This is a genomic window from Sphingomonas echinoides (genome assembly GCF_029623395.1).
Lineage (GTDB): Bacteria > Pseudomonadota > Alphaproteobacteria > Sphingomonadales > Sphingomonadaceae > Sphingomonas > Sphingomonas echinoides_A.
In genome coordinates this window covers 1-380 of record NZ_JAPYKK010000091.1, presented here as the reverse complement: position 1 = coordinate 380, position 380 = coordinate 1, and the positions used below count along the sequence as shown (strand labels likewise).

General features: G+C 61.6%; 1 protein-coding gene. It reads right to left on the bottom strand.

The window, feature by feature from the left end; translation table 11 throughout:
* Positions 1-380: integrase core domain-containing protein (locus tag QBJ92_RS20590; RefSeq protein WP_277971554.1), on the bottom strand; the 380-nt coding region annotated here is incomplete at both ends.

Genomic DNA, 380 nt, shown 5'->3' with positions numbered 1-380 from the left:
AGGCCGTTTCCGGGGCCGGTGGTCGGTAGCCAAGGCTGCTGTGCGGGCGAACGGTGTTGTAATGCCGCCGCCAGGCTTCAATCAGCACCTTCGCCTCGGCGAGGCTGTAGAAGATCTCGCCATTCAGCAGTTCGTCGCGCAGCGACCCGTTGAAGCTCTCATTATAGCCATTCTCCCATGGTGATCCCGGTGCGATGTAGAGCGTCTTCACGCCGATCTGGCCAAGCCATTTCTGCACCCCGTTCGCGATAAACTCGGCGCCATTATCCGACCGTATGTGCGCCGGTGGTCCCCGTGTGACGAACAGGTCGGCCAACGCCGCCAGTACGTCTTCATGTCTGAGCTGCCGTGCCACGACCAGCGCCAGGCATTCTCGACTG